We start from the raw sequence: 20,979 nt of genomic DNA on the forward strand, positions 1-20,979 counted from the left end.
GTTTTAAAGAGCCCCTATTCAGAGGCTCATACAGGATTAACGAACTTTCAGTGTCGCTAGGCCAACCAGTACTAATACCATTGAGATTATCCAAAAACGCACGATAACACGCGGCTCTGGCCAACCTTTAAGTTCATAGTGGTGGTGAATCGGTGCCATGCGGAAAATACGCTGACCACGCAATTTGTAAGAGCCCACCTGCAGAATCACTGACAGAGTCTCCATTACAAACACACCACCCATGATCACTAGTACCAACTCTTGACGAACGAGTACCGCAATCACACCTAACGCACCACCCAGTGCTAGAGAGCCAACATCGCCCATGAATACTTGTGCTGGGTAAGTGTTAAACCATAGGAAGCCAAGGCCTGCACCAACGATAGCAGTACATACCACCACCAGTTCAGAGGTGTATGGGATGTATGGAATGTGTAGGTATGCTGCAAAGTTAACGTTACCTGTCGCCCAAGCGATAACAGCAAAACCCGCAGCAACCATAACCGTTGGCATAATCGCCAAGCCATCTAGGCCATCAGTTAGGTTTACCGCGTTACTGGTACCCACAATAACAAAGTAAGTTAGAACAATGTACAGTAAACCAAGTTGTGGCATCACATCTTTAAAGAAAGGCACCACTAATTGTGTCGCAGCAGTGTCTTGCCCATGAGCATACAGAGCAAACGCCACAACCAATGCAATAGCCGATTGCCAGAAGTACTTCCAACGCGCAATCAAGCCATCAGTGTTCTTACGAACGACTTTACGATAATCATCAACAAAACCAACTGCACCGTAACCGCCTAGCACGACAAGTACCGCCCAAACGTAAGGGTTTGATAAATCAGCCCAAAGTAAGACCGTAATGATGATCGCAGCAAGGATCATCACACCACCCATGGTTGGTGTACCACGCTTACTGAAGTGAGATTCTGGGCCGTCATTACGAACAACTTGGCCAATTTGCAGCATTTGCAGACGCTCAATTAAACGAGGTCCCATCCACAGCGACAGACATAAAGCCGTCAAAATGCTCGCGATTGCACGAAACGATAAGTATTCGAACAAACGGAAAAAAGAAAAGTGTGGCTGTAGTAGCTCTGCAAGCCAAATTATCATGAAAAGTTCTCCTTTAAAGCAGCGGCTATTTTACTCATTCCTGCACTATTGGCGCCTTTTACCAACAAGGTATGTGGCGCGTTTTCTGGCAAGCTCAAGTGCTGCTCTATGTGCGCGATCATCGCTTCATGCGTTGCAAAGTGAGTGCCGTTACACACTTCACTAATCACCTTGGTATCATCACCGTAAGTGAGTACATGCTCAAAAGCGAATGGGGCAGCATATTCACCGACTTGACGGTGAAGTGCAAGGCTTTCATCGCCTAACTCAGCCATATTGCCTAAAATCAACCAACGCTGACCTTTGAAGCTCGACAACAATTTAGCTGCCGCCTTCATTGCCGGTACACTGGCGTTGTAACTGTCATCTATCAGCTTGATATTCTGACTTAATTGTTGAGCCTCAACTCGGCCTTTAACTGAGATAAGATTCGCTAAACCGCTTTTAATTTCTGCAAGCGTGGCACCGAATTGAATGCTCAGTGCTGCTGCGGCTAATGCGTTGGCTACATTGTGCTGACCAATAATGCCAAGTTCGACATCGATAGCGCCTTGCGGGGTCTGCATATCAAAGCAAGCTTCACCCTGCTCGTTGATGCGAATATTCGTCGAAAAGTAATCCGCCGTGTCATCACTTTCAGAAAAGGTCAGTACGTTTTTGTCTGCAAGCACATCTTTCCAGAAGTCACCACCATTGCTCTCTAGGTTAACAATAGCAGTATCACCAGCAGCAAGCCCCTGAAAAATTTCGCCTTTCGCTTGTTTAACACCATCAATTGAGCCAAAGCCCTCTAGATGCGCGGCAGCAACGTTATTCACTAAGGCCACCTGTGGTTTCACAAGCTGCGTGGTATAGGCAATTTCACCAATGTGGTTCGCGCCCAGTTCTATCACGGCATAGTCGTCATTGGGTTCACTGCGCAGCAAGGTTAGTGGTACTCCAATATCATTATTGAAGTTACCCGCTGTAAACAGCACTTTGCCACGTTGTTGTAGAATACTCGCGACCATCTCTTTGACGGTCGTTTTGCCACAGCTTCCTGTTATCGCCATGGTTGGCACGTTACATTGTTTGTGGATCCAAGCACTTAGCTGACCTAAAGCAAGTTTAGTGTCTTCAACAACAACTTGAGTAATATTTAGGTCAAGTTTTCGTTGAACTAATAACGCACTCGCATTGGCCTCAACAGCCTGACCACAAAAATCATGCGCATCAAAACGTTCACCTACAAGAGCAACAAACAGTGCACCTTCTTCAACGGTGCGAGTATCGGTAGAAACCGCATTGATCAAACTATTGCTCGATTTGCCAGCCTCTATCAGCTGACCGTACACCGCTGAGCAGATCTGCTCGAGTGATACATCAATCATTATGAAATACCTAAAAGTTGTAGTGCTGACTCTCGATCCGAATAGTGGATCGTTTTGTCTTTCAATACTTGGTAATCCTCATGGCCTTTACCTGCCAGAAGAATAATGTCGTTATTACCCGCCTGCTCTAGAGCAAACTTAACCGCCTGAAAGCGATCGTGTTCAACAAAGGCGACTTCAGGCTCACTTAAACCTGCCAGCATGTCTTTAACAATCAATGCCGGGTCTTCACTGCGAGGGTTGTCATCTGAAATAATAATGTTATCGGCGAACTGCTCTGCGGTAACCGCCATCATAGGGCGCTTGCCTGTATCTCGATCACCACCGCAGCCAAAGATTGCCCATAGCTTTCCAGAGCAATGTACACGTAGTGCTGCCAATGCTTTCTCTAATGCGTCAGGTGTATGCGCGTAGTCGACAACCACTTTCGCTTTGTTTGGTACTTGGAACAATTCCATGCGACCAATAACAGGTTGCAATTGAGGTGCTGTGTCGATCAAGGTTTGCTTGTCGATGCCTAGTACAAGTAGGGTCGCGAAAGCAACCAATACATTTGATGCGTTGAACTGGCCAATTAAAGGAACAGACAGTTGTCCCTGCCCCCAGCTACCATCAAAAGCGAGTTTGATACCCGTCTCTGCATAAGCAACATCCGATGCCCATACTGACTGCTGGTAGCCCGATAACGGAAGCAATGACACAGCTACTGCATTGGACAGATCAGCCATCCAAGCTTTACCGACTTCATCATCAACATTAATCACAGCGTGCTTACACTTATGCTGAGTAAACAAGCTCTTCTTAGCCAGAGCGTACTCTTGCATCGTGCCGTGGTAATCCAAGTGGTCACGGCTCAAGTTAGTAAATACACCAGCCTCAAAATCCAATGCCTTAACTCGGCCTTGAACCAAACCATGAGACGAGATTTCCATCGCGGTATAAACAGCGTTTTCTTCAGCCAACTCACTCAGCGTACGTTGTATTTCAATCGCACTACCGGTCGTATTCGCCGCCGTTTTAAGGTTGTCTAGAAAACCGTTACCCGTGGTGCCCATTACCGCAGAGCGTTGGCCGACTAAATCTAGCCACTGAGCAATCAATTGGGTGATAGTGGTTTTGCCATTGGTGCCGGTAACACCAATCAGCTTAGTCGCCTGAGACGAGTAAACACGACCGGCCAACTCAGATAACACCAAGTTAAGGTCTTTAATGTAAACAACCGGAACAGCATCCAACCACTCAATCAGACCATGGGCCTTTTCAGCATCAGCTTGTGCGATAACGGCATTGGCTCCCTGTGAGACCGCTTTGTCAATGAAACGACGGCCATCAACAGCATGCCCAACTACAGCAACAAAAATATCGCCGTCTTTGATGGCACGACTATCCAACTCCAACTGTTCAACGGCAATCGCATCCAGCTCAGGTGAACTAAAGTCACTCCAAGGAGAAAGTAAAGATGACAGCGTGAGGCTATTACTCATATTGAATCCTGATTGGCTCTATTCTTGAAACTTGTTTTCATCAGCAGGGACATTCAGTATTTGCAATGCACCCTTCATGATTTCAGAAAAAACGGGGGCAGCAACTGAACCGCCATAGTAAAGGTCACCTTGAGGCTCATTGACCACAACAACCAGCGCGACTCTTGGGTCACTAACCGGGGCAAAACCTGCAGTAATCGCAATGTATTCGTCGCTGTATCCGCCAGCTTCAGCCTTACGAGAAGTACCCGTTTTTGCTGCAACTCGGTAACCAGGAACGGCCGCTCTTGTTGCTGTGCCGCCTTTTTGAGTCACCCCTTCGAGCATATTCAAAACCAGTTCAGCGTTCTCGCGCTTGATGATCTGCTTAGAAAAGTCTTGGTCGTTACTCTTAATAATATGAATCGGTTCATACATGCCTTTGTTGGCTAGCGTCGCATACGCATGGGCCAACTGCATCGGTGTAACAGACAAACCGTAACCGAATGATAGTGTTGCAATTTCAAACTTAGACCAGCGACGACGATTCGGGAAAATACCGCTCGTTTCACCGATTAAGTTCAGCCCAGACATTTCGCCCAGACCAACAGAACTGTACATCCCTAGCAGAGCTTCTAAAGGCATGTTAAGTGCCAACTTCGCCACACCGATGTTACTCGACTTCTTGAGGATCAGCGCTAAATCAGCCTTACCGACTTTAGACGAGTCTCGCACACGACTGCCACCGATCTGCATGATGCCGTTGCCAGTATCAATAACGATATCTGGATCAGCTGTACCGTTCTCTAGCGCTGCTAAAACCACAAAAGGTTTCACGGTAGAACCGGGCTCCATCGCATCGGTAAGTACGCGGTTACGCATCTTAAAGCTTTGTAAGTCAGCACGATTGTTTGGGTTATAAGAAGGCGCATTAACCATCGCCAACACAGCGCCGGTTTTTACATCCAACAAAATCGCTGAGCCAGAAGTCGCCTTATGATCGGCCACCGCCTGTTTAATCGCTCGGTAGGCGATCGCTTGTAATCGTTGATCGATCGTTAGCTCGAGTGGTTTGCCTTCTTCACGCTCTTCTAAAGCAATGTTTTCAACAACACGTCCGTAGCGGTCTTTACGAATCGTTCGCTTACCGGCCTCGCCTGTGAGCCATTTGTCATAGCTGCGCTCAACGCCTTCTAGGCCGTGTCCATCAATGCCGGTAACACCGATAAGGTGCGCACTGATTTCACCTGCAGGGTAGTAACGACGAGATTCAGCTTTAAGCCCCACACCCACGAGTTTAAGATCGCGGATATATTTAGCCATCGCAGGGCTAACTTGTCTCTGAAGATAAATAAATCGGCGGGATTTGTTACTAGAGATCTTATCGATCATCGGTTGTCGTTCTAGGCCAAGTACATCAGCTAACGCATACCAACGATCAATTTGAGCCATACCATTTTTATCGAAAATGGTTTTCGGGTCAGCCCATACCGCTTCAACAGGAACACTGACAGCAAGTGGCTCACCATTGCGATCAGAAATAATGCCACGAGCAGAAGGAATAGCCTTAACACGCACCGAACGAAGGTCGCCCTGACGAATTAAGTTATCTGGTTCAATGATTTGTATATAAGCCACACGACCAACAAGTGCAGCAAAGGCAAGAAACACGAAAGCAATAACGACGTTAAAACGCCATTTTATCAGAACTGGATCCGAATCCTTTTCGCTCTTCACACGCTTTTTCGTTGATTTATTAACGGTTTTCGCGGGTGATTTTTCCTTTTTACCGGTCATTTCAGTGTGATCACAACTTCTTTATCAGAGTCTGGACGTTTCATGTCTAACTCTCGTTTTGCCGATGCTTGAACGCGACTGTGTTCAGCCAAAGCTGTCTCTTCAAGCATTAAATTTCGCCACTCATCATCTAGCTGCTCTCGTTCGACTAATGCCATGTCTTTTTGCGTAATCGCCTGACGTGACATATGTGTCGTAAGAACGACCCCCATCGCACTCGCAAAGATACAGATAAGAATCACCAATGGGACCTTACCCACGGAGATCAAATCAAAAAATATTATCTTGGCTAAGTTAGGCTTGGAGGTCTTCATTGACTACAGCTTTTCTGCGATTCGTAGTACTGAGCTGCGTGAACGAGTATTTTCATCCACTTCACCTTTAGAAGGCTTGATCGCTTTACCAATTGGTTTTAGATCGGCACTGCCTAAAGCTTTAATTTGATCTTCTGTTAATGGTAAACCATGAGGTACCTGAGGGCCTTGACTCTCTTTACGGATGAAGCGCTTCACCATACGGTCTTCAAGAGAGTGAAAACTGATAACAGAGATACGACCTTGGGGAGCAAGAATACTTGCAGCGCCTTTCAGTGCGGTATCGATCTCTTCAAGTTCACTATTAATGTAGATACGAAATGCTTGGAAAGCACGTGTCGCTGGGTGCTTTTTCTCTTTAAAGTTCTTTGGAGCGACATCAGAGATAAGCTTAGCCAATTGGCCAGTACGTGTTAACGGTTCGTTCTCTTCGTTCTCTTGATAAGCAATGATGCCCTTCGCGATACGACGAGCGTGTTTATCTTCACCGAACTCACGGATAACCCATGTGATGTCATCAAGATCCGCATCAACTAGCCACTGAGAAACCGGAATACCCGTCGTTGGATCCATACGCATGTCTAGCGGGCCGTCTTTCATGAAGCTAAAGCCACGTTCAGCATCATCTAGCTGTGGTGAAGACACACCTAAATCCAGTAAAACACCATCCACTTTACCCACTAAGTCATAACGCTCTGCATATTCAGCCATACCTGAGAATGGGCCGTGAATAATCGTAAAACGGGGGTCATCAATCTTCTGAGCTTCAGCAATTGCTTGTGGATCGCGGTCGATACTAAAGAGTCTTCCATTCTCGCCCAGTTTAGACAGGATTGTACGGCTGTGCCCACCACGGCCAAAAGTACCATCGATGTAGGTACCGTCAGGTTTGATCGCAAGTCCGTCAATAGATTCGTTAAGCAATACTGAAATATGTTTGAATGCTTCTGTCATAGTCTTCTCAGTGAGTGGATTGAGCCATTAGTTCGGCAATAATTTGTTCTATTAACGTTTTAGTGTACTGATTTCACGCTGTATCTCCACCATATTGTGTATAGGCATTTGGAATTTTTGACCCAAGCTTATATCAGGGTGAAAGATTTTAAGGAAATCTAAATAATTTACGTCAATATAAAGCAAAAAACCCATCACTACGGTTAAGTAATGATGGGTTCTTTATATAGGTGGAGTTGACACATACGCCGGGTTCTGTTCCGCTTGCGCGGTGGTAACCATTCGTCTAGGCCTGCAATCGCTCACAGGCTCAAGCAATCTACCCGCCCCCATACGCGAGCAGCGCAATGCGAGGGCCTATTTGATCTTGCTCCGGGTGGAGTTTACCTTGCTACGAACTGTTGCCAGTCGCACGGTGCGCTCTTACCGCACCCTTTCAGCCTTACCTGTGCCTCTTCCGAAGAAATGAGGCCATCGGCGGTCTTCTCTCTGCTGCACTTGTCGTGGGCTCGCGCCCCCCAGACGTTATCTGGCACCCTGCTCTATGGAGCCCGGACGTTCCTCCCCTCTGCCAGTCTCCCGAAGGACTTCAACGTCAGTTTCCCGAAGGACCTCAACGTCAGTCTCCCGAAGGACATCAGCAAAGCAGCGATTACCCGTTCAACTCCGAGGGCGGATTGTATAGAGATTAGAGTGCAGTGTCTAGCGAGATCACAAATATGCTGCAAACCGCTAAGTAAACGCATGAATTTCACACAATCCAGACAAAAAAAGAGGAATGAAGGGACGACCTTCATTCCTCACAAGCTTTAAAATAGCACTCTAGCGACTTATACACTGAGCAGCTATTTATCTATTCAGCGTTAACCATCTAGGTGCTCAAGGCCCCACTTGTACAGCGCGTTCTTTTTCAGGTTGTAGATTTCAGCTGTCATTGCCGCCGCTTTTTTAAGAGGTAACTCTTTAGTTAGGATACCCAGAGTACGAGTCGCTTCGTCTGGCAGTTCTGTGCTCGCTTCTTCACGATGACCATGAATCAGTAACACCATCTCACCGCGCTTACGGTTCGAATCTTCTTCAATCCACTCAATCAACTCACCCAGTGGCAATCCTTGAATTGTTTCGAATGTCTTAGTCAGCTCACGTGCCAAGACAACTTCACGGTCTGGGCCTAAGATCTCAAGCATATCTTGTAGAGAATCTGAGATTCGATGTGGTGATTCGTAGAAGATACACGTGCGCTCTGCTTTCGCGATCTCTAGGAACTTATCTTTACGACCTTTGCTCTTTGGCGGCAAAAAGCCTTCAAAGCTGAAACGATCAGACGGTAAACCAGACGCACTCAATGCCGTAATCACTGCACAAGCACCAGGAAGTGGCACAACTCTCACACCCGCTTGACGACATTGTGAGACAAGATGGTAACCTGGGTCACTAATTAAAGGAGTACCCGCATCAGAGACTAATGCGATAGACTGACCTTCTAATAACCTTTCGACTAGAACTTGCGCTTTAGTTTGTTCATTATGATCATGTAAAGCGAACGTTCTGGTTGATATATTGAAGTGAGCAAGCAGCTTACCCGTGTGGCGTGTGTCTTCGGCTGCAATAACATCGACACTTGATAAAATTTCAATTGCTCTTTGAGTGATATCTCCCAAATTTCCGATTGGGGTTGGCACAATGTAGAGAGTTGGGCTCTCTGTGAGCAAGGTTTTGTTATCTGTCATTTGTTTACCATCACTTCAACGATTAATATAGATACAAATTTATACGGAATTTAAAGAACTCATGGCAACGATGAACCATAAGAGACTCAGTGTACCACGCTTACTAACTCCAATTGCATTAGCAATTACATTGGCGGCTTGTTCTTCAGGTCCTCAAGCACCAACGAGCGTTGATATTACACTAGATCCAGCGCAATCAACTGAAAGTTACATGATGCAGGCGGATAGTAGCAAAGGAAGTCTACAAAACGACTGGTTAATCATGGCGCTTAAGGCTTCTGTGCAAGCTGGAAAAACCGATCAAGCAACTCTGCTGATTAAACGCTTAGCAAAACAAGAGCTGAGCGAAACGCAACAAGCGGAATGGCAATTAGCGCGCGCTCAGCTGCTGGTGAATAACTCACAGCCAGATCAAGCTTATAGCCAACTAAACTTCCAGCCTTGGTGGAAGCTTCCGAACGAGCAGTGGAAAGATTATCACGAGCTACGCGCGAACATTTCTGAAATGCAAAGCGAGTATTTTGAAGCAAGCCGTGAGTTAGTTCTTTATTCAGAATATCTAGACGCTGACGACGAGCTCCAACAGCAAGCTGCTGACCGTATTTGGCAGAACCTAAATAGCTACTCTCAATATGAGATTCTAGAGCTTAAGACGTCGCCTACAGAAGACGTTCTTGCAGGTTGGTTACAGCTGGCGATTTACATGAAGACGCTGAATTCAAACCTTCCAAACCTGCAGGAAACCCTGTCTGATTGGCTAGCAGAGAATTCTCAGCACCCAGCAGCAACATATACACCTCAGGCGATCACTGACATCTTGGCGCTAGAGATCAGCAAGCCAACCAGCACTGCACTGTTGCTGCCGCTAACGGGTAAATACGGTAAGCAAGCACAACTGGTACGTGATGGCTTCATCTTTGCGATGATGAACGACAAAGAACGCGAAGAAGATGCAACGCTGACAGTAATGGATACCAACGTGCAAAGTGCTGCTGAGATTAAAGCGACACTGGAAGAGAACAACGTTGATTTCATTGTGGGTCCGCTGATCAAGAGCAACATTACTAAGCTTCAGCAAGCGCAGAAAAACCACGAGAACTCGATTCCAGCTTTAGCTCTGAACATTCCAACGCAACTAGAACCAGATACTAACATTTGTTATCTCGCTCTATCGCCAGAGCAAGAAGTCGCTCAGGCAGCGAAGCACCTATTTGCTCAAGGCTACAAGTACCCGCTTATCCTTGCGCCAAAAGGACGTTTAGGTGAGCGAGTTGAGCAAGCGTTTAAAGAAGAGTGGAAAAAATACAGCAGCAACGATGTTGCTATCAGCTTGTTCTCTGACAAACGCCAACTGCAACGTAATGTGAATCAGGTATTCGGCTTGCAAGAGAGCCAACAGCGTATCGCTCAAATGGACGGATTACTGAACCTAGACCTAGAAACCGAGCCACGCAGCCGTCGTGATATCGATTCTGTCTACATTGTGGCTAAGAACTCAGAGCTAACACTAATCAAACCCTTCATTGAAGTTGCAATTAACCCAGATGCGAGCCAACCCGCTCTGTTCTCAAACTCACGCAGCAACAGCGGTGATAAGCAGTATGAAGACCTAACCGGTGTGTTCTACAGCGATATCCCACTATTAGTTGAGAATAAAAACGAGCTTAATAAAGAGCTCAACGACCTATGGCCTGCGCACTCAAACGGCCAAAAGCGTCTGCAAGCACTGGGAATGGATGCATACTACCTAATGGATGCACTGCCACAGATGAAAGCCGTACAGGGTTACAGCATTCCAGGTGAAACGGGTGTGCTAACCATCGATAACAACTGTGTGGTTCAACGTGAAATCAGCTGGGCAGAGCATGGGGCTTTTTAGCCGAAAGTTCCTATCCAAACCAAGCATCACCCACAAACAAGTGGGTGATAAATACGAGACCGTGGCAAAATCTTATCTGATTAACCACGGTTTATCGTTAATAGAACAAAACTTCATAGCAAAATGTGGCGAGATTGATCTTATAATGCGCCATAACAATACGGTTGTGTTTGCTGAGGTAAAATACCGCAAGCAAACCCGCTACGGACATGCCGCTGAAATGGTGACTGCCAAGAAGTCACAGAAACTGCTCAAAACAGCCAATGTTTGGCTTATGCAGCAAGGATTGTCGGTGCACTCTACAGATTTCAGGTTTGATATTGTTGCCATTGAAGGGCCGAATGACACTATCGACTGGATTCAAAACGCGATTACCCAAGGATAAACATGCTAGACAGCATTAAAGAAAGTTTCACAGAAAGTATTCAAATCCAAATTGCGGCTGCAGAAGCTCTGCCTGACGCAATCACGCATGCCGCTCAAGCAATGGTTGCGACCTTGCTTAACGGAAACAAAATTCTTTGTTGTGGTAATGGTGGTTCGGCGTCGAATGCTCAGCAATTTGTATCGTGCCTACTCAACCGGTTTGAAACAGAGCGCCCTAGCCTTCCAGCAATGGCACTCACAGCAGACAACACCACGCTAACGGCTGTGGCTAACGACTACCACTATGAAGAGATCTTCTCTAAGCAGGTGCGTGCATTCGGTCAAACTGGCGATATTCTGTTGGCTATCTCGACTAGCGGTAACAGCAAGAACATCATCAAGGCAATGGAAGCGGCGGTAACTCGCGACATGACCATCATCGCCTTTACCGGTAAAGATGGTGGTGAGATGGCAGGTTTGCTTGGTGAACACGATGTAGAGATTCGTATCCCGTCACACCGTACAGCGCGCATTCATGAAGTACACATGGTGACACTGCACTGCCTATGTGACCTAATCGATCAAGTACTCTTCCCTGCCCACGAAGAGTGATATACGGAGCATCACAATGAAATCATTAACCTCTATGAGGCTGTTTAAGCTGATTAATGTTTCGCTACTTACACTGTCTCTGTCTGGTTGTGCTGGCATTTTCATTGCTGGTGCTGCAACTACTGCAAACCTAGTCACGGATACGCGAACAACCAAAGAGATTTGGAACGACAACAACATCGAATTTGAAGTTGCAGCGATTACCAATAAACAACCATTCCGTGGCAATGTACGTGTCACCGCAAGCTCATACCGAGGTTCAGTGGTGTTGATGGGGCAAGCAACCACAGATTCAGAACGTCGCGCTTTTGAAAACCAAGCCAAAGAAGTGGCTGGCGTTGAGAGCATCCACAATCAAGTTCGAGTGAAAGAACCTTTGTCTGTAAGTGCTATCAGTAAAGACAGCTGGATTACCACTAAGGTGAAATCAGCTCTGCTTGCGAATGCTGAGCTTAACGGCATCAAAGTAAAAGTGATTACTGAGGATTCAGAAGTATTCCTACTTGGACTCGTGACTAGAGAGCATGCCGATATCGCGACAGAAGTTGCGCGTAACATATCTGGCGTAAAACAGGTTATTCGAGCGTTTGAATACGGTGAAGAAGAGACGGCTGTTAACTAGCCGTAAGCCAGTCAACTAAATGCGATATAGCAGAAAAGAAAAAGCAGCGACGAGTCGCTGCTTTTTTATTTGGTTCGTTATCTAATACCAATCGTAGTAAATAATCTATCATTCTAGCTTGTTAAAAATTTCGATAACTGCGTTAGAATTTTTGATTGTAGAATAACTACTTATCAAAAAATTCCGCCTTGCTCTCAAGCTTTTTTCCTGCGCTATTTCTGATCACTTACTTACTGTGATTGGTATAACTAACGTTATTTGATAACACGAAGGCTTGGGCGACCTTTCGCTGGACGAGGTGGCTCAGGATCTGAGTCTGGCTCTTCAGCATCTACGTCTGCCGTTGCTACGCTCAAAGATGGGCCTTTTTCTGGTTCTTCAAAAGGACTTTCTTCAATCCCTTCTTCAAACGCTTCCATGTAAGCCTCTTCAGGTTCAAACATGGTACCAGCACCATTTTCACGAGCATAAATCGCTTGTACTGCGTAAAGCGGAACGATCACAGAGTGTGGACGACCACTAAAGCGAGCACTAAACGTCACAGCTTCGTTACCCAGTTCAAGTTGTCCAACCGCACGAGGCGCGATGTTCAGAATGATCTGACCATCTTGAACAAACTCTTCTGGAACTCGCACACCCGGTAATGTTGCTTCAACAACAAGGTGCGGAGTTAGTTCGTTATCAACCAGCCATTCATAAAATGCACGAAGCATGTATGGTCGGCGTGGAGTCATATTAGAAATATCCATAAACGCTTAGCGAACGAGTCGCATCTCACGCTCAGCTTCAGTTAGAGAAGCTAGGAATGAATCACGTTCGAATACGCGGTTCATGTAAATCTTAAGCTCTTTAGAACCAGGACCAATTAGTTCGATACCAAGCTCAGGTAAACGCCATAATAGCGGAGCTAGGTAACAATCAATTAGGCTAAACTCTTCGCTCATGAAGTATTCATACTCAGCGAAGATAGGAGCAAGAGTCAGTAGGTCGTTGCGCAGTTTAACGCGAGCTGCTTCAGATTCTTCAGCGTTGCCTTTAACGATCTTCTCTGCAACTGAATACCAGTTACGCTCAATGCGGTACATCATTAGACGGCTGTTACCACGAGCAACCGGGTATACAGGCATCAACGGTGGGTGAGGGAAACGCTCATCTAGGTATTCCATGATGATCTTCGAGTCATATAGAGCAAGCTCACGATCAACAAGAGTAGGTACTGATTTGTACGGGTTCAGTTCAACAAGCTCTGCTGGTAGATTTTTTTCATCAACCAACTCAACTTCAACACTTACGCCTTTTTCAGCAAGAACGATGCGCACCTGATGGCTATACATATCAGAAGCACTTGAGAAAAGAGTCATTACAGAACGTTTATTGGCAGCTACAGCCATGGAGCCCTCCAGTACACTTTAAATAAAAACAATGGAGGCCTAAAGCCTCCATTGAACATTAACATAATTTGGGAATTAGCACGGTATTATAGCACAATTAGTGCACATCACGCCAATACTCTTTCTTCAGCAAAATCACGATGATAGTGAAGATTACTAAGAAGGCCATTACCCACCAACCCATAGCGTGACGCTCAAGTTGAACTGGGTCGCCCGAGTAAACCAAAAAGTTAACAAGGTCACGAACTGCTTCGTCGTATTCACCAGCACTTAATTCGCCAGAGCCGTCAGTCTCAGTGCCAACAACAACCGTCACTTCCTCGCCATCTACCATATGAGTATCGTAGATTGGTGTTGGGATACCTTGCAGTTCTTCAAGAACGTGCGGCATACCAACGCTTGGGAAAACAATGTTGTTCACGCCAAATGGACGAGACGGATCTTCATAGAAAGTACGAAGGTAAGTGTACAGCCAGTCTGCGCCACGAACACGAGCAACCAATGTTAGGTCTGGTGGCGGAGCACCAAACCAACTTGCCGCTTGATCAGAAGGCATAGCATTAACCATCAAGTCACCGATTTTCGCTTCAGGGTCGAAAATCAGATTTTCCTTCATAAGATCAACGGGGATCTCTAAATCATTCGCAACACGTTCATAGCGCTGGTACTGCGTTGAGTGACAAGCGAAACAGTAGTTCATGAACATCTTAGCGCCATTTTGCAATGAAGCTTTGTCTGTTAAATCATTGTTCGCTTTGTCTAATGGTACGTTTGCACCCGCTGCCATCACCAGTGACGGCAACATAGCAAATAAAATTACAATCCACTTTTTCATTTGAATGTCACCCTTTCTGGTAATGGTTTCGTCGCTTCATTTTTACTGTAGAACCACAGTAGAACGAAGAACATGAAGTAACCTAAGCTAAAGATTTGAGCCAGTAGCGTGTATGTTGGCGTTGCTGGAAGCGCACCAAGTACACCAAGCGCAATAAAGCTTATTGTGAATTGGATGATGTTAATCAAATGCAGTTTGCTACGGTAACGGTAAGAACGCACTTTACAACGGTCGAACCATGGTAGTAGGAATAGCACAACAATAGATGCGCCCATTGCTACAACACCTAGCAACTTATCAGGAACAGCACGCAGAATTGCGTAAAACGGCGTGAAGTACCATACCGGAGCGATGTGCTCTGGTGTTTTCAGTGGGTTAGCAGCTTCAAAGTTTGGCGGCTCAAGGAAGAATCCACCCATCTCTGGGTTAAAGAACAGCACATAACAGAAGAAGAATAGGAAACCGGCCACACCAACCATATCTTTCACGGTCCCGTATGGGTGGAAAGGAATAGAGTCAATGATGTCGTATTTCTTAGTGTAATCCTTGTGGAATGGGAACTGCGTTTTGTAGTCGTCGCCCATTGTGCCTTTAGGAAGTTTCGTCTCAATACCGTCTGGGTTGTTCGAACCCACTTCGTGCAGTGCTAGTACGTGAAGTACGATAAGCAGCAGAAGTACAATTGGTAGAGCGATAACGTGCAGTGCGAAGAAACGGTTCAGCGTTGCACCAGAGATGATGTAGTCACCACGGATCCAAAGCGTTAGGTCATCACCGATAACAGGGATCGCACCAAACAGAGAAATGATTACCTGAGCACCCCAGTAAGACATTTGACCCCATGGTAGTAGGTAACCCATGAAAGCCTCAGCCATAAGCACTAAGAAGATCAACATACCGAAGATCCAAAGTAGCTCACGAGGCTTTTGGTAAGAACCATAGATTAGGCCACGGAACATGTGCAGGTAGATAACAACGAAGAATGCCGAAGCACCTGTTGAGTGCATGTAACGTAGTAGCCAACCGTATTCCACATCACGCATGATGTATTCAACAGAAGCAAATGCACCCTCACCTGACGGTACGTAGTTCATTGTTAGCCAAATACCCGTAAGGATTTGGTTAACCAATACCAACATTGCCAAAGAACCGAAAAGGTACCAAAAGTTAAAGTTCTTAGGCATTGGGTATTCAGATAAATGCTTTTTATACGCATTCATCGCGGGTAGACGTTTCTCTACCCAATCAAGCAATCCTTGCATTACGCGTCTCCCTCGTCCACACCGATCATGATCTTAGTGTCACTCAAATACATATGCTTTGGTACAACAAGATTCAATGGAGCTGGTACGCCTTGGAATACTCGACCTGCCATATCAAACTTTGAACCATGACAAGGACAGAAGAAACCAGACTTAACACCCTGAACTTGTTCTGCAAAAGAATCCGGCAGGTAAGTTGGAGAACAACCTAAGTGCGTACAGAAACCAACAGCAACGAAGAATTCCGGCTTAATTGAACGGAACTCGTTCTGTGCGTATTCTGGTTGTTGTTCAGCTTCAGATTGAGGGTCACGAAGTTGACCACCGATCGATTTTAGGTTTTCTAGTACCGACTCAGCACGGCGTACAACCCATACAGGTTTACCTTGCCACTCGACACGAACCATTTGTCCCGGTTCTAACTTACTGACTTCCACTTCCACCGGCGCGCCCGCAGCTTTCGCCTTGGCACTCGGATTCCATGATTTAATAAAAGGCACGGCTACAGCAGCTGCTCCTAAACCACCAACAACGGCTGTTGTTGCGGTTAAGAAACGCCTGCGACCGTTATTTAAAGGCGCGTTGCTCATCCAAACATTCTCCCATTTGCTCCTTGTGGATTGAAATAATTCCGATTAAAGAGCATGGCTAACAAAATATGTATTTAGTTCTATTTATTGACGGCAAATGATAAATAAAACCCTACTTTTTGACAAGATAAAGCTACCTTTTTGTAACAATCATGAGGCAAAGCGCACATTGGGTTACAAAAGCTTTCAAAATATAAGAATTTGGAAATAAAACGAGGAAGGGAAAGCGTTTAGAGGGGGTATAAAAACAAAAAGCCCGGCATATAGCCGAGCTTTGAACCACAATTCCAGTCGTAAAACTGGGGGCGTGTACTTTTTCGTAAAGAAAAATTAACGCTTAGAGAATTGAGGTTTACGACGTGCTTTACGTAGACCAACTTTCTTACGTTCAACGCAACGAGCGTCACGAGTAACGTAGCCAGCTGCACGTAGAGCAGGACGTAGAGTTTCATCGTACTCCATAAGAGCGCGAGTGATACCGTGGCGGATTGCGCCAGCTTGACCAGAAATACCACCACCAGAAACAGTGATGTAAAGGTCAAGTTTCTCAGTTAGTTCAACTAGCTCAAGAGGTTGCTTAACAACCATACGAGAAGTTGGACGACCGAAGTAAACATCAAGGCTACGCTTGTTGATTACGATCTCACCAGAGCCTGGTTTGATGAAAACACGAGCTGCTGAGCTTTTGCGACGACCAGTGCCGTAGTATTGATTCTCTGCCATTTTCATAATCCCCTTAGATGTCTAGTACTTGTGGCTGTTGAGCAACATGGTTGTGCTCAGTACCAGCGTACACTTTAAGCTTACGGTACATCGCGCGGCCTAGAGGACCACGTGGAAGCATACCTTTAACTGCTAGTTCTAGAACCATTTCTGGTTTCTTAGCAATTAGCTTTTCAAAAGTGATAGTTTTAAGACCACCTGGGAACTCTGAGTGACGGTAGTAAACCTTACCCTTAGCTTTGTTACCAGTTACAGCAACTTTCTCAGCGTTAACAACGATGATGTAATCACCAGTGTCTACGTGAGGAGTGTATTCTGCTTTGTGCTTGCCGCGTAGGCGAGAAGCGATTTCACTTGCTAGACGGCCAAGAGTTTTGCCTTCAGCGTCTACAACATACCAGTCGCGTTTTACAGTTTCTGGTTTAGCAACGAAAGTTTTCATGCTAATAATTACCTATTTAAAAAATTTACACTTAAGGAATACTCGCGTATTCCCACTGTCTAAGAGTTACCATTCATCACCCCTTCGAGTGTTGGAAAACTCTTGGCATAACGTGATTTTACTCATCGCTAGAGGCCCGCAGTAACGGTAGGTCGCAGGATTATAGAGAAGAGCGAAGAAAAAATCACCTCTTTTTGAACAAAATCACGATTTTTTTAATTCTATTTCTTATTCGAGATAATCAAAGCTAACTTAAGTGTTCTTTTGCCAAATATTCATGGCTCTGCATTTCAATTAAACGCGACTGACAACGTTTAAATTCAAACTCTAGCTGACCATGGGTGTATAGCTTTTCTAGCTCCACTTCCGCTGAAATAATCAGCTTCACATTGCGCTCGTAGAACTCATCAACTAATGCAATGAAGCGCCTCGCAGCGTCATCTGAAGTCGCGCCCATTTGCAATACATCCGCCAATAGAACTGTGTGATAAACCCGAGACAACTCAATATAGTCGTTCTGGCTACGAGCCGACTGACAAAGCTGAGCAAAGGTGCCATGCAGTACGCCATCACTCGCTTCGACTACATCTAATTGACGGTGGTTAACCTCTATCTGCTTAAGCTTCTCTTTATCTTCACCAACGAGCTGAGCGTAATACTTTTCGAGATTAATATTCGCTTGGCTATCTAGCGGGTAATGGTAAATCTCAGCCTGTTCTAAGGTACGTAGACGATAGTCAATACCACTATCGACATTAAGGATATGACAGTTGTCTTGAATGAGCTTGATGGCAGGTAAGAAACGCGCTCGCTGTAACCCGTTGCGATACAGATCCGCAGGTGGAATATTAGAGGTCGCAACCAAGATAGCGTTTCGAGCGAATAACTCTTGGAACAAGGTTCCTAGGATCATCGCATCGGTGATGTCTGAAACAAAGAATTCGTCGAAACAGATAATGTCCGCTTCTTCCTTCAACTTGTCTGCGACTAAAGGCAATGGATCACTCACATTACCTAGCGCCTTTAGCTCATCATGAACTCGATACATAAAGCGGTGAAAGTGAACACGCATTTTTTTAGTGGTCGGTAAGGCATCATAGAACGTATCCATTAGGTACGTTTTTCCTCGCCCTACGCCACCCCAAAAATAGAGACCTTTCGGTGGTTGTGGCAGTTCTGGCTTTTTGCCTAGCAATTTCTGGAAGCGAGTCAGTTGAGGAATGGGCGTATTCATGTAATCTTGAAATTGATGAAAGAGTTCATCTAAAGATTTTACGGCTTGCTCTTGTGCTGGATCTCTTTGAAATCCATGTTCTTTTATATCTTGTTCGTATTTTTTAATGGGATTCATGACGACATTTCCACAATGAAAGCAATATCAGACAACAACTAAAAATGAGCCCAAACAGTACGAGGAATAACGTGATGTGGTGAATAATGCAGCATCAAACTGCTAACTAGCGCACACGCATTTCTCTTTATACTGCGGCTTTCTCATAGTACCATGGAGCCGTATCACGTGTAACTAAGCAGTAACAAACATGTTAAAAAATAATAATAAGGAGCTGTTATGCCTTGGATGTATGCCGTTGCCGGTTTACTAGTCGGAGTTATTTTAGGGGTCGCTATTTCTCGTCTCATGACACCTGAATACAAAAAACAAAAGAACGTACAGAAAGAATTGGATAGCGCAAAGTTTGCCCTTGAGCAGCAGCGACAAGAGCTGGCTGATCACTTTGCGAAATCAGCAGAAATGTTGGACACATTAGGTAAAGACTACACAAAACTGTACCAACACATGGAAAAAACAAGCTCAGAGCTGATTCCTAACCTGCCAGAGCAAGATAACCCGTTTGTGAAAACAGCCGCTGCCCATTCGGACAAGCCACAAGAGAAGCCTTCAGTAAAAGAGGCGACACTTGAGGAACAACCGAAAGATTACGCTAATGGCGCAACCGGTTTATTTACAGAGCAGAAGAAAGAAATCATGAATGCTCCCGATGTTGTTACAGCAAAAGCATCGTAAACATTTAACACTTCTGTGAACTTTACAAAGGTTTTTGAGTCATAACTTTCACTCAGGTCATTTGAAACTTATCATACTTATTAAACGTATAAGAGGGTTAAGACCTTAACTAGAGAGGAGTTTATGATGAAAAAACCTTTGCTTGCTTTATCAGTGCTAACTTTAAGCTTAAGTTCAATCATCACCCCCATTAAAGCAACAGCCGCACTGCCATTAAGTGTGGGTAATGAACAATTACCGAGCCTTGCTCCTATGCTTGAACAAGTGACCCCCGCTGTGGTTAGTATTGCCGTAGAAGGCAAACAGGTACAACGTCAGCAAATCCCTGAACAATTTCAATTCTTTTTTGGTCCAGAACAAACACGAGAGCGTCCCTTCCGCGGATTAGGCTCTGGTGTCATCATTGACGCCGAGAAAGGTCATATCGTGACCAATTACCATGTCATTAATGGTGCGGACGATATCAAAGTAAAACTGCATGATGGTCGAGAGTACGATGCTGAGCTAATCGGCGGCGACCAGATGTCTGATATCGCACTGCTAAAATTAGAAGAAGCCAAAAACCTGACCCAGATAAAAGTCGCAGACTCAGACAAACTAAGAGTTGGTGATTTTAGTGTCGCGATCGGTAACCCATTCGGACTTGGGCAAACCGTGACATCCGGTATTGTTTCTGCACTCGGCCGTAGCGGCCTGAATCTAGAAAACTTTGAAAACTTCATTCAAACCGATGCAGCAATCAACAGCGGCAACTCTGGTGGTGCGCTAGTGAACCTTAACGGTGAGCTAATTGGTATCAACACCGCCATTCTTGGCCCTAACGGAGGTAATGTCGGTATCGGCTTTGCAATCCCTTCTAATATGATGACAAACCTGACAGAACAAATTCTCGACTTCGGTGAAGTAAAACGCGGCATGCTTGGCGTTCAAGGCGGAGAAGTGACCTCTGAATTGGCAGAAGCACTCGGTTATGAATCAAGCAAGGGCGCCTTTGTTAGCCAAATCGTCCCTGACAGCGCAGCCGATAAAGCAGGACTGAAAGCGGGCGATATTATTGTCTCTATTAATGGCAAACGCATTGATACCTTCAGCGAGTTAAGAGCTAAGGTCGCAACACTCGGCGCTGGTAAGCAGATTGAACTGGGTGTGGTTCGTGACGGTAAGAGCAAAACCTTTGATGTGACGCTTGGTGAATCCACCAATAATAAAACACAAGCTGAGAAGCTCCATGAAGGACTAGCTGGTGCTGAGTTAACCAACACAACAGAGAGTGACTCTGCAACGGGCGTCAAGGTATCGAATGTTGCTCAAGGTTCACCAGCCGAAGCCTATCAACTCCTGAAAGATGACATCATCATCGGAGTAAACCGCCAGCCCGTTAAGAACCTTGCTGAGTTTAGAGAGATTCTTGAAAAACAACCTGGTGTACTGGCGCTTAATATCCAGCGAGGCGACCGAACTATCTATCTTGTGATTCGATAGTC

21 protein-coding genes and 1 other RNA gene are annotated in these 20,979 nt (G+C 45.5%); 6 read left to right on the forward strand and 16 right to left on the reverse strand.

What is annotated here, in order from left to right; genetic code table 11:
* Positions 1-36 precede the first annotated feature (36 nt).
* From mraY to rsmI, 8 genes are all read right to left on the reverse strand, one after another.
* Complete coding sequence (gene mraY / locus LMH68_RS05610; RefSeq protein ID WP_017059284.1) at positions 37-1,119, reverse strand: phospho-N-acetylmuramoyl-pentapeptide-transferase; 1,083 nt, start codon at positions 1,117-1,119, stop codon at positions 37-39.
* Positions 1,116-2,489 carry a UDP-N-acetylmuramoyl-tripeptide--D-alanyl-D-alanine ligase gene (locus tag LMH68_RS05615; RefSeq protein WP_229647464.1) on the reverse strand — a complete coding sequence of 458 codons (1,374 nt, stop codon included), beginning with the start codon at positions 2,487-2,489 and terminating at the stop codon, positions 1,116-1,118. The genes mraY and LMH68_RS05615 overlap by 4 nt, the downstream gene beginning before the upstream one ends.
* On the reverse strand, positions 2,489-3,973 hold the full coding sequence (gene murE / locus LMH68_RS05620) for a UDP-N-acetylmuramoyl-L-alanyl-D-glutamate--2,6-diaminopimelate ligase (RefSeq protein ID WP_102332770.1): 1,485 nt from the start codon (positions 3,971-3,973) through the stop codon (positions 2,489-2,491). The genes LMH68_RS05615 and murE overlap by 1 nt, the downstream gene beginning before the upstream one ends.
* Positions 3,974-3,991: 18 nt before the next feature.
* Positions 3,992-5,749 (reverse strand): penicillin-binding transpeptidase domain-containing protein, encoded by a 1,758-nt coding sequence (locus LMH68_RS05625; RefSeq protein WP_229647465.1) that lies wholly within the window; start codon positions 5,747-5,749, stop codon positions 3,992-3,994.
* A complete protein-coding gene (gene ftsL / locus LMH68_RS05630; RefSeq protein ID WP_010434716.1) occupies positions 5,746-6,063 on the reverse strand; it encodes a cell division protein FtsL in 318 nt (105 codons plus the stop codon). Before ftsL ends, LMH68_RS05625 begins: the two co-directional genes overlap by 4 nt.
* A 3-nt stretch (positions 6,064-6,066) precedes the next feature.
* Entirely contained in the window at positions 6,067-7,017 is a 951-nt protein-coding gene (gene rsmH, locus LMH68_RS05635) for a 16S rRNA (cytosine(1402)-N(4))-methyltransferase RsmH (RefSeq protein ID WP_010434714.1), read from the reverse strand.
* A gap of 228 nt (positions 7,018-7,245) precedes the next feature.
* Positions 7,246-7,685, reverse strand: an RNA gene (gene rnpB, locus LMH68_RS05640) — RNase P RNA component class A.
* Positions 7,686-7,880: 195 nt separating this feature from the next.
* Positions 7,881-8,747, reverse strand: coding sequence for a 16S rRNA (cytidine(1402)-2'-O)-methyltransferase (rsmI, locus tag LMH68_RS05645; RefSeq protein WP_017062903.1), 867 nt, complete (start codon positions 8,745-8,747; stop codon positions 7,881-7,883).
* A gap of 61 nt (positions 8,748-8,808) precedes the next feature.
* Between rsmI and LMH68_RS05650 the strand changes: the two genes are divergently transcribed.
* The 4 genes from LMH68_RS05650 to LMH68_RS05665 are packed head-to-tail and all read left to right on the forward strand — an operon-like array spanning position 8,809 to position 12,226.
* Positions 8,809-10,626, forward strand: a complete 1,818-nt coding sequence (locus LMH68_RS05650; RefSeq protein ID WP_229647466.1) for a penicillin-binding protein activator — start codon at positions 8,809-8,811, stop codon at positions 10,624-10,626.
* On the forward strand, positions 10,613-11,011 hold the full coding sequence (locus LMH68_RS05655) for a YraN family protein (protein ID WP_048614934.1): 399 nt from the start codon (positions 10,613-10,615) through the stop codon (positions 11,009-11,011). The genes LMH68_RS05650 and LMH68_RS05655 overlap by 14 nt, the downstream gene beginning before the upstream one ends.
* 2 nt (positions 11,012-11,013) lie before the next feature.
* Positions 11,014-11,604 carry a phosphoheptose isomerase gene (locus LMH68_RS05660; protein WP_004729817.1) on the forward strand — a complete coding sequence of 197 codons (591 nt, stop codon included), beginning with the start codon at positions 11,014-11,016 and terminating at the stop codon, positions 11,602-11,604.
* A 16-nt stretch (positions 11,605-11,620) separates the two neighbouring features.
* A complete protein-coding gene (locus LMH68_RS05665; RefSeq protein WP_017062905.1) occupies positions 11,621-12,226 on the forward strand; it encodes a BON domain-containing protein in 606 nt (201 codons plus the stop codon).
* A 254-nt stretch (positions 12,227-12,480) separates the two neighbouring features.
* On the opposite strand, the gene sspB is transcribed toward LMH68_RS05665, so the two are convergent.
* The 8 genes from sspB to zapE form a co-directional block, all read right to left on the reverse strand.
* Positions 12,481-12,975, reverse strand: coding sequence for a ClpXP protease specificity-enhancing factor (gene sspB / locus LMH68_RS05670; RefSeq protein ID WP_017072808.1), 495 nt, complete (start codon positions 12,973-12,975; stop codon positions 12,481-12,483).
* A gap of 6 nt (positions 12,976-12,981) precedes the next feature.
* Positions 12,982-13,617 (reverse strand): stringent starvation protein SspA, encoded by a 636-nt coding sequence (sspA, locus tag LMH68_RS05675; protein ID WP_009848943.1) that lies wholly within the window; start codon positions 13,615-13,617, stop codon positions 12,982-12,984.
* Positions 13,618-13,714: 97 nt separating this feature from the next.
* On the reverse strand, positions 13,715-14,452 hold the full coding sequence (locus LMH68_RS05680) for a cytochrome c1 (RefSeq protein ID WP_017061436.1): 738 nt from the start codon (positions 14,450-14,452) through the stop codon (positions 13,715-13,717).
* Positions 14,449-15,714, reverse strand: coding sequence for a cytochrome b (locus LMH68_RS05685; RefSeq protein ID WP_017061435.1), 1,266 nt, complete (start codon positions 15,712-15,714; stop codon positions 14,449-14,451). The genes LMH68_RS05680 and LMH68_RS05685 overlap by 4 nt, the downstream gene beginning before the upstream one ends.
* Positions 15,714-16,304, reverse strand: coding sequence for a ubiquinol-cytochrome c reductase iron-sulfur subunit (gene petA, locus LMH68_RS05690; protein ID WP_017061434.1), 591 nt, complete (start codon positions 16,302-16,304; stop codon positions 15,714-15,716). Before petA ends, LMH68_RS05685 begins: the two co-directional genes overlap by 1 nt.
* 330 nt (positions 16,305-16,634) lie before the next feature.
* A complete protein-coding gene (rpsI, locus tag LMH68_RS05695) occupies positions 16,635-17,027 on the reverse strand; it encodes a 30S ribosomal protein S9 (protein WP_004740758.1) in 393 nt (130 codons plus the stop codon).
* Positions 17,028-17,040: 13 nt separating this feature from the next.
* On the reverse strand, positions 17,041-17,469 hold the full coding sequence (rplM, locus tag LMH68_RS05700; RefSeq protein WP_010434689.1) for a 50S ribosomal protein L13: 429 nt from the start codon (positions 17,467-17,469) through the stop codon (positions 17,041-17,043).
* Between the two features lie 247 nt (positions 17,470-17,716).
* Positions 17,717-18,820, reverse strand: coding sequence for a cell division protein ZapE (gene zapE / locus LMH68_RS05705; protein WP_017061433.1), 1,104 nt, complete (start codon positions 18,818-18,820; stop codon positions 17,717-17,719).
* Between the two features lie 219 nt (positions 18,821-19,039).
* Between zapE and zapG the strand changes: the two genes are divergently transcribed.
* A complete protein-coding gene (gene zapG / locus LMH68_RS05710) occupies positions 19,040-19,495 on the forward strand; it encodes a Z-ring associated protein ZapG (RefSeq protein WP_017061432.1) in 456 nt (151 codons plus the stop codon).
* 126 nt (positions 19,496-19,621) lie between these two features.
* On the forward strand, positions 19,622-20,977 hold the full coding sequence (locus tag LMH68_RS05715; RefSeq protein ID WP_017061431.1) for a Do family serine endopeptidase: 1,356 nt from the start codon (positions 19,622-19,624) through the stop codon (positions 20,975-20,977).
* Positions 20,978-20,979: the final 2 nt, after the last annotated feature.

The organism is Vibrio sp. F13 (genome assembly GCF_020806305.2).
Lineage (GTDB): Bacteria > Pseudomonadota > Gammaproteobacteria > Enterobacterales > Vibrionaceae > Vibrio > Vibrio crassostreae_C.